Annotated in this window: 8 protein-coding genes; 4 read left to right on the top strand and 4 right to left on the bottom strand. The window is 74.2% G+C overall.

Annotation, left to right across the window (positions count from 1 at the left end):
* Window positions 1-113 precede the first annotated feature (113 nt).
* On the top strand, window positions 114-833 hold the full coding sequence (locus tag BIV57_RS06225; protein WP_071655643.1) for a class I SAM-dependent methyltransferase: 720 nt from the start codon (window positions 114-116) through the stop codon (window positions 831-833).
* Here BIV57_RS06225 and BIV57_RS06220 read toward each other — a convergent pair.
* Both BIV57_RS06220 and BIV57_RS06215 read right to left on the bottom strand, forming a co-directional pair.
* On the bottom strand, window positions 725-1,315 hold the full coding sequence (locus BIV57_RS06220; RefSeq protein ID WP_071655648.1) for a TetR/AcrR family transcriptional regulator: 591 nt from the start codon (window positions 1,313-1,315) through the stop codon (window positions 725-727). The genes BIV57_RS06225 and BIV57_RS06220 overlap by 109 nt on opposite strands.
* 87 nt (window positions 1,316-1,402) lie before the next feature.
* On the bottom strand, window positions 1,403-2,338 hold the full coding sequence (locus BIV57_RS06215) for a LysR family transcriptional regulator (protein ID WP_175548676.1): 936 nt from the start codon (window positions 2,336-2,338) through the stop codon (window positions 1,403-1,405).
* Window positions 2,339-2,427: 89 nt separating this feature from the next.
* Between BIV57_RS06215 and BIV57_RS06210 the strand changes: the two genes are divergently transcribed.
* Together BIV57_RS06210 and BIV57_RS06205 are read left to right on the top strand one after the other, a co-directional pair.
* On the top strand, window positions 2,428-3,081 hold the full coding sequence (locus tag BIV57_RS06210; RefSeq protein ID WP_079170058.1) for a sigma-70 family RNA polymerase sigma factor: 654 nt from the start codon (window positions 2,428-2,430) through the stop codon (window positions 3,079-3,081).
* Complete coding sequence (locus tag BIV57_RS06205) at window positions 3,078-3,599, top strand: hypothetical protein (protein ID WP_079170057.1); 522 nt, start codon at window positions 3,078-3,080, stop codon at window positions 3,597-3,599. The genes BIV57_RS06210 and BIV57_RS06205 overlap by 4 nt, the downstream gene beginning before the upstream one ends.
* A gap of 18 nt (window positions 3,600-3,617) precedes the next feature.
* Here BIV57_RS06205 and BIV57_RS06200 read toward each other — a convergent pair whose 3' ends face one another.
* A complete protein-coding gene (locus tag BIV57_RS06200; RefSeq protein ID WP_071655645.1) occupies window positions 3,618-4,838 on the bottom strand; it encodes a chitinase in 1,221 nt (406 codons plus the stop codon).
* 494 nt (window positions 4,839-5,332) lie between these two features.
* Here BIV57_RS06200 and BIV57_RS06195 point away from each other — a divergent pair, with 494 nt between their 5' ends.
* A complete protein-coding gene (locus BIV57_RS06195) occupies window positions 5,333-5,833 on the top strand; it encodes a DUF6314 family protein (protein ID WP_245797449.1) in 501 nt (166 codons plus the stop codon).
* A gap of 76 nt (window positions 5,834-5,909) precedes the next feature.
* Here BIV57_RS06195 and BIV57_RS24540 read toward each other — a convergent pair.
* On the bottom strand, window positions 5,910-7,506 hold a 1,597-nt coding region (locus BIV57_RS24540; protein ID WP_139275481.1), incomplete at its 5' end, for a D-alanyl-D-alanine carboxypeptidase family protein.

The following is a 7,506-nucleotide window of genomic DNA, read 5'->3' as shown; positions in this document are numbered from 1 at the left end:
GGTGGGAGGGGTGGGGCGCGGGGGTAGCGTGTTTGCTTGGTGACGAAGAGTCAGGGATAGTGCGGCGCAGCTGATCATTTGAGTTGCACATGCCAACCCTGGGAGTTGCCCTGATGTCGTTCCGCTCCGGTCTCGCGGACGCCGCCCTGTTTGTGCGCCAGTTCGCCGGCTCCGCGGCCCTCACCGGGTCCGTCGCGCCGAGCTCGCCCGCGCTGTGCCGGGCGCTGACCCGGCATGTGGTCAGCGGCGGGAAGGAGTCGCGGGCCGTGCTGGAGGTCGGGCCGGGGACGGGGGCCGTCACCCGGCACATCGCCCGGCGGCTCGGGCCGCGGGACACGCTGGAGTTGGTGGAGGCGAACGAGGAGTTCGCCGGGAGGCTGGAGCGGTGCCTGCGGGACGACGCGGCCCTGGCCGCGGTCGCCGGGCGGACGCGGCTGCACCGCGGGCTGCTGCAGAAGCACCGGCTGGGGCGGTACGACGCCATCGTCTGCGGGCTGCCGTTCGCCAACTTCCCGCCGGAGCTGGTGACGGACCTGCTGCAGCGCATGCTCGGCGCGCTCGCGCCCGGCGGGCGGATGGCGTTCTTCGGCTACCGCGGGGCACGGGTCGCGCAGCTGCTGCACCCGCCGCGGCGCGCCTCCGGGCGGGCGCTGCACGACGCCGTCAAGCCGCACCTCCTCGGGCGGGAACTCGTTCTGACGAACCTTCCGCCCGCGTGGGTGTATCAGCTGGCGGCGACGAAGACGCCGGCCCGCGCCGCCGCCACCGCCGCGGAGACGGCCCGCTCGGCGGCCGCCTCGTCCAGCGGGCCCGCCCCGGTCAGCATCCGGTAGTACAGCGGCGCCGAGACGGCCCGCACCACCTCGGCCGGGTCCGTCCCGGCCGGCAGCTCCCCGCGGGCCACCGCGGACTCCACCGCCGGCGCCCACTCCGCGACCCGCACCGCGTAGAACCGGTGCAGCGCCTCCGCGGTGGCCGCCTCGCAGGACGCCGCCGCCAGCACCGCGCGGAAGAGCGGGCCCTGCCGCTCGTCCGTCAGCGTCGCCACGACCAGCAGGGCGTTGGCGCGCAGGTCCGCCTCCAGCGAGCCGGAGTCGGTGCGCGGCAGCGAGTCCTCGGCCATCTCGGCGAGCATGTCGGCGACGAGCGCGGGGACGGTGCCCCAGCGGCGGTAGACGGTGGTGCGGCCGACGTCGGCGCGGCGGGCGACGTCGGCCAGGTCGACCCCGGCGAGGCCGTGCTCGACCAGCGCGTCGCCGGCGGCGCGCAGCACCGCGGCCCGGACCCGGGCGGTGCGCCCGCCGGGACGGGTCAGCGGAGGAGCAGACGAAGAAGAGAGAGACGACGAAGACGAGGGGGACGACGGAGAAGAGGACACGCCATTAACGGTACAGCAATACCGTTAGTTACCGGTGAGCCAGGCCGCCATCCCGTCCGGGCCGCCAGCCTTCCGCAGCTCCGCCTCCGCCGCCTCCGCGAACGCCCGCACCCGCGGCGCGGCCGCGTCCGACGCCCGCCACACCAGGCCCCACTCGTCCGGGTCGATCCCCCGCATCGGCACGTACTGCACATCCGGCCGCGGATAGAACCGCACCGCCTGCAGCGGCAGCGGGCACACCCCGCGCCCCGCCCCCACCAGCGCCAGCAGCGTCGGGAACGTCGGCGCCAGCCGCAGCCGCGGGATCGGGCGGCCGGACGGCGTCATCGCCGGCACCAGCGCGTCCAGCCAGTACCCCGCCGCCGACTCCACCGGCAGCACCACCGGCTCGTCCGCCAGCTCCTCCAGCTCCACCACCTCGAGCCCGGCCAGCCGGTGCCCGCTGCGCACCGCCAGCACCATCGGCTCCCGGGTCAGCACCGGCCCCTGCACCAGGTCCGGCTCCTGGACGGGGAACCGCGTCGCCAGCAGGTCCGCCCGCCCGTCGCGCAGTGGCGCCAGGTGGTCGTCGACCTGCGACTCGCAGGCCAGCACCGCCTCCGAACGCGGATGCCGACGATGGAACTCGTCCATCACCCGCACCAGCACCTCCGCCTGCGGCGCCCCCAGATAGGCCAGCCGCAGCGCGCCGCTGACGCCCCGTCCGGCGTCCACCGCGCGCGCCCACGCCAGCTCGATCCGGCGGTGCGCCGGCTCCACCTCGTCCCGCAGCTCCCGGCCCACCTCGGTGAGCTCCACCCGGCGGCTCGTCCGGTCGAAGAGCGCCACCCCCGCCCGCCGCTCCAGCCGCTGGATGATCTGCGTCACCCGCCCCGGGGACAGCCCCAGCCGCTCCGCCGTCCGCCCGAAATGCAGCTCCTCCGCAAGCGTCAGAAACGCCTCGATCTCCCCGCGCTCCATGCCTCGACCACACCCCCTTTAGCGACGCTCAACGCCCCTTCAGCCAATCGGCATTGTTCCAGCTCGGCCCGGCCGGAAGGCTAGGGACCATGGTCACGAACGTCACATCGACGCCGCCGCGGCCGGTCGGGCGCGAGGCCCACCGGCCGGACGCCCTCGCCGCCGCACGCTTCGAACGCGACGCGCTCCCCTACCTCGACCGCCTCTACGCCGCCGCCCTCCGGATGACCGGCGACCGGGCGGACGCGGAGGACCTCGTCCAGGACACCTACGTCCGCGCGTTCCGGAGCTTCCACACCTACACCGACGGCACCAACCTGCGTGCCTGGCTGTACCGGATCCTCACCAACACCTGGATCAACACCTACCGGGGGCGCCGGCGCGCGCCCCAGACCGTCGAGCTGGAGGACCACCACCGCGAGTCCCCCCGGCTGGCGGCGCCGACCGCCGAGGACGAGGCGCTCGCCAACCTCCCGGACGGCGCGCTGCGCCGCGCGCTCGCCGAACTGCGGCCCGAGGTGCGGCTCTCGCTGTGGCTCGCGGACGCCGAGGGATGCAGCTACCGCGAGATAGCCGAGATCACCGGGGTGCCGCGCGGGACGGTGATGTCCCGGCTGCACCGCGCCCGCCACCGGCTGCGGGACCTGCTGGTCGAGGCCGGCTACGACCGCGCCGCCGCGGTGGGGAACGGCAGCGGCGCCCCGGTGGGGAACCACGACGGCGCCGCGGACCTGGCGGCATGAGCGCCCCGGACGAGCCCGACGAGCCCGAGGAGCCCGACGAGGAAAGCCCCGCCGACGGCCATCTCGCCGCGCTGCGCCACCACTTCGCCTGCGCCCGCGCCGAGCGCAACGGCCATGCCTTCGCCCGACTCGCCAAGGAGCGCGCCTTCCGCCGCGCCGTGGAGCTGCTCGACCCGCACGCCCGCGCGGTCCTCGACGAGCTGGACGCCGGCCTGCTGCGCGGCTCCGGCCGGGTCGACGGCCACCCGGTGAGCCGGCTGCCGGACGCCGGCCTGCACGCCCTGTGGACGCTCTCCTGGCCGGCCCAGGCGGACGCCGGCGTCGACCCCGTCACCCTGCACGCCTACTACGCGGCGGCGCTGCCGCTGCCGCTGCTGTGCGCGGGCACCGTCGGCGACTGGCCGCTGGCCGTCGTCGACGCCGCCCAGGCCGCCGCCGCGCGCCCGGTGCTGCGGGCCGCGGCGGCGGCGGAGCTGCTCAACCTGGCCCAGCAGGCCGGGCCGGACCTCATCCCCTAGGAGGCCGACGACGACGGCCTAGCAGGCGCCCTCGTCCTGCCAGGAGCCGCCGGTGGGGATGGAGCCGGGCGCCTCGCCCTGCGTCCACCACAGCGCCTTCCAGGTGTGGCCGTTGTAGGTGACCTCCTGGCCCCCGGTGTAGGCCGTCCCGCTGCTCCAGGCCGCCGCCGTGCACCCGGAGCCCGGCGTCGGCGAGCCGGACGGGGACGACGAGGACGTCGGCGTCGGCGAGGCGGACCCGGTGGGCGGCGTCGCCCCCGCGAACTCCACGCTGAACTTGGTGAAGTCCCAGGCGTTCTGGGTGACGCTGCTGCAGGTCCCGGACGTTCGGCCGTTGTTGTCCGGCGGGCTGCACTCCCGGTCGCGGTTGACCGACCAGTTGGTGAACCGGCCCAGGCCGTGCCCGGTCGCATAGTCGAGCACCTGCTGGAAGTCGGACTGCAGGAACATCTCGCCCGAGTCCGAGCGCCCGTTCATCTGGCTGACGCCCTCGTGGGCGTAGGCGGTGGCCGAATCCCAGCCGAAGGTGGACTCCAGCAGCCCGTGGAACGCCTCCAGGGCGCTGATCTGGGACGAGGCACCGCTGAAGCCGCCGTCGAAGGGCATGATCGAGAAGTTGTTGGGGGTGAAGCCCTGCGTCTTCGCCTCGTCGAGCATCTGCTGCCCGAACCATCCGGTGCCGGCCGAGGTGCCGGCGGTGGTGACGGAGACGAAGAGCCCGGGGTTGTTCTGCTGCAGGATCTTCGCCGCGCCGATCTCGTTGTGGACGGCCGCGGTGTTCTCGTACTCCGGCTCCTCGAGGTCGAAGTCCATCGCCTTCAGCTGGTACTTGTCGATGACCTGCTGGTAGGCGGCGGCGGTGGAGGCCGGGTCGGAGCAGGCCTGGCCCAGCTTGGTGCCGTTGTAGCCGCCGATGGAGACGGAGACGTCGCCGCCCTTGGCGCGGATCTCGTTGATGACGTTGCCGGCGGCGGTGTCGCTGCTGATCGGGCTGGTGCCGTCCCAGGTCGGGGAGCAGCCGCCGCCGTTGGGGGCGAGGATGAAGGCCAGCTGAAAGGCCTTCAGCCCGGTGGCGTCCATGACAGTGCCGGGGTCGGGCGGGTCGTTGTCCTCGGGCATCAGGTAGGGCGCCGCGGCGTACCAGTTGCTGCCCAGCGCCGCGGGGCGGGCGGACGACGCCTTGGCGGGCGTCGCGGCGCCGCTGGCGGCGGCGGAGGCGACGAGGCCGCCGCCGGCCAGCAGCGCGGCGGCCCCGGCGGCGAGCAGCGCCCGGGGCGGGCGCGCCCGCCGCCGGTGCGAGGCCGGGCGGGGCGGCGTCGGACGATGGGGCGTCGGACCCTGCGGCGTCGGATCGTGCGGGGAGGTGCGTCGGGAGAGCACGGGTGGGCCTCCAGCGGGGAAGCGGGGAAGCGGAAAAGCGGGAAGGTGGGTGCGCGCACTCCTGCCGGAAGCCCTCAGCAAACTCGCGCATCATGTTCGCGTCAACGGGTTCCGGGGGTTCTCGAACCAAGTTGGACTAGACCAATGAGGGCGCCCGGGACGGAAAAGCCGTGGTCGCCGGCGCCCTCGACCCGCGGACCAGTCGCACGCGCCGAGGTCCCGCCGCTCCGAACCGTCCCGAACCGGTCATGTCCCCGGTGTTCCGCCCGGGTGCGGGGGGACGGCAGACTGGGGGCAGACCCCACCCGAGGCCGCGCGCCTCGAACGCTCCCGGCGCAGGAAGGCGGTCATCCGTGACGGCGACGTTCACCCACTCGGCCAGCGAGTCGACGTTCAGCAGCTCCAAGGCGTTCCCGGTGCCCGATCCGGCCCGCTACCTCCTCGGCATGTGGAGCATCGAGCGGGAGATGGAGGACCGGATCACCGGCGAGCGCGGCACCTACCGCGGCACCGCGGTCTTCGCCCACGTCGACGACGACGCCGACCCCGGCACCGTCCAGCACGCCGAGAACGGCGAGATGACCTGGCGGGGCGTCACCCGCCCGGCCGGGCGCGTCCTCCACCTGCACCCCCGCGAGGACGGCACCGCGCGGGTGACATTCGCGGACGGCCGCCCCTTCCACGACCTGGACCTGCGCGAGGGCCGCTGGACGGCCGGCCACCCGTGCCGAGCCGACCAGTACAGCGGGGCCTTCGAGGTCCTCGGCCCGGACGGCTGGCAGGTGACCTGGACGGTCACCGGCCCGGCCAAGGACCTGGTGCTGACCTCCTTCTACACCCGCATCCGGCACTGAGGCCGGGGACGGGGACGGGGCCGAGCGGCACGCGCCACCCGGCCCCGGAACGTCCGAACCTCAGAACCTCAGAACCTCAGAACCTCAGCAGCTTGTCGAGGAACCCGGGCTGGTGCAGGTCCTGCTGGAGGGCCACCGGGACGCGCAGCGCGTTGCTGCCCGATCCGACCGTGAAGTAGCCGACCTTGGTGCCGGCCTTCGCGGTGCGGGAGATCGTCCCGCTGTCGGTGACGCTCAGCTTGGCCTTCAGCCCGCTCCAGCCCACCGCGTTGACGTCCTGGGTGACGACCACGGGCGTGGTGTGCCCGGTGCCGTCGTCGACCCGGCCGACCACGGTGCCCTTCTTGACGAAGGTCGCCGACTTCAGCTGGTTCTGCGCCGAGACGTTGAGCTTGCCGCTGGCCGTGATCGCGCTGCCCAGGATGGGCGTCTTGAACTGCCCCAGCACCGCGCCGATGACCAGCTCGCTGTGGCCGCCGACCTTCTTGCGGGCGGAGAAGAGCAGGTTGCCGCCGGCCTTGGTGGTCGAGCCGGTCTTGATGCCGGTCACGCCGTTCTGGCCGAGCAGGGTGTTGTAGTTCGACAGGCTGCCGTTCTCCGGCAGGTTCGTCGACATCATGTTGACGACGGTGCGGAAGACCGGGTCCTTCATCGCCGCGGTGCCGAGCTTCACCAGGTCGCTGGCGGTGGAGACGGTGGACGGCTCAAGCCCGCTGGGGTCGGTGAAGGTGCTGGAGCCCATCCCCAGGGACTGCGCGGCCGCCTGCATCTTCTTGGCGAACGCGGCCTCGGAGCCCCGGGTGGGGTCGCCGTTGCCGGTGTCCCAGCGGGCCAGCAGCCGGGCAACGTTGTTCGCGGACGGGATGAGGACGGCCTCCAGGGCCTGACGCTCGCTCAGCTGCTCGCCGGCGGTGACCTTGACCGTCGACTCGCCCATGGTCCCGGTGTTCACCTGGTCCTGGGCCTTCTTGTCGACGGTGATCTTCGGGCCCTGCTCGCCCAGCTTCAGCGGGTGGTCGCGCAGGATCAGATAGGCCGTCATCACCTTGGCGGTGGAGCCGATCGCCACCGGCTTCTGCTGGCCGGAGGTGCCCATGCTGCCGAGTCCGTCGACGGAGACGGCGGCCTGGCCCTCGCTCGGCCAGGCGAGCGAGCCGGAGGCGGCGGGCCCGCCGAAGCTGTAGGTGTCGGCGGCGGTGAGTTGGACGCTCGGCTCGGCGACCGGCCGCGCCTCCTGCACCACGACGCCGATGATCACCAGCAGCACGAGGATGCCGGACCACACCTTGATGCGGGTGGCAGCGACCCGGCCGGGCGTCTCCGGCTTGGGCGGCGTGTTGGTGAGCTGGGCCAGCAGCTTCAGCGGGTCCTTGGGGGCGCCGAAGCCCTGGCCGTTCGTCAGCTCGGGCGTGGGCGCGGGCCGCGGCATCCGCAGCTGCCGGGTGAACTCGTCCCCGGGCTCGTTGTCGGCGCCGGCCCCGGAGGGGGCGGCGGGCGCGGCGGACGATGCCGCCGCGGCGGGGGCGTCCGGCCGGGCGGGCTCGGGCTCGGCGGGCGTCGCCGGCTGCGCGGGCTCCGGCTTCGGCGGGAGCGCGGGCTGCGGCGAGAGGCCGGTGCGGTCGCCGGGCGCGGCGGGCTTCGCCGGCTGGGCCGCGGGCTTCGCAGGTGGGGCG

It is taken from the genome of Mangrovactinospora gilvigrisea (assembly GCF_001879105.1).
GTDB classification, from domain to species: Bacteria; Actinomycetota; Actinomycetes; order Streptomycetales; family Streptomycetaceae; genus Mangrovactinospora; species Mangrovactinospora gilvigrisea.
The sequence above is the reverse complement of the archived record's forward strand: the minus strand, read 5'-3'. Positions and strand labels throughout refer to the sequence as shown.

Coding starts and splice junctions, on each gene's coding strand:
- BIV57_RS06205 (WP_079170057.1), top strand. CDS start 3,078: ATGAGCGCCCCGGACGAGCCCGACGAGCCCGAGGAGCCCGACGAGGAA.
- BIV57_RS06210 (WP_079170058.1), top strand. CDS start 2,428: ATGGTCACGAACGTCACATCGACGCCGCCGCGGCCGGTCGGGCGCGAG.
- BIV57_RS06225 (WP_071655643.1), top strand. CDS start 114: ATGTCGTTCCGCTCCGGTCTCGCGGACGCCGCCCTGTTTGTGCGCCAG.
- BIV57_RS06215 (WP_175548676.1), bottom strand. CDS start 2,338: ATGGAGCGCGGGGAGATCGAGGCGTTTCTGACGCTTGCGGAGGAGCTG.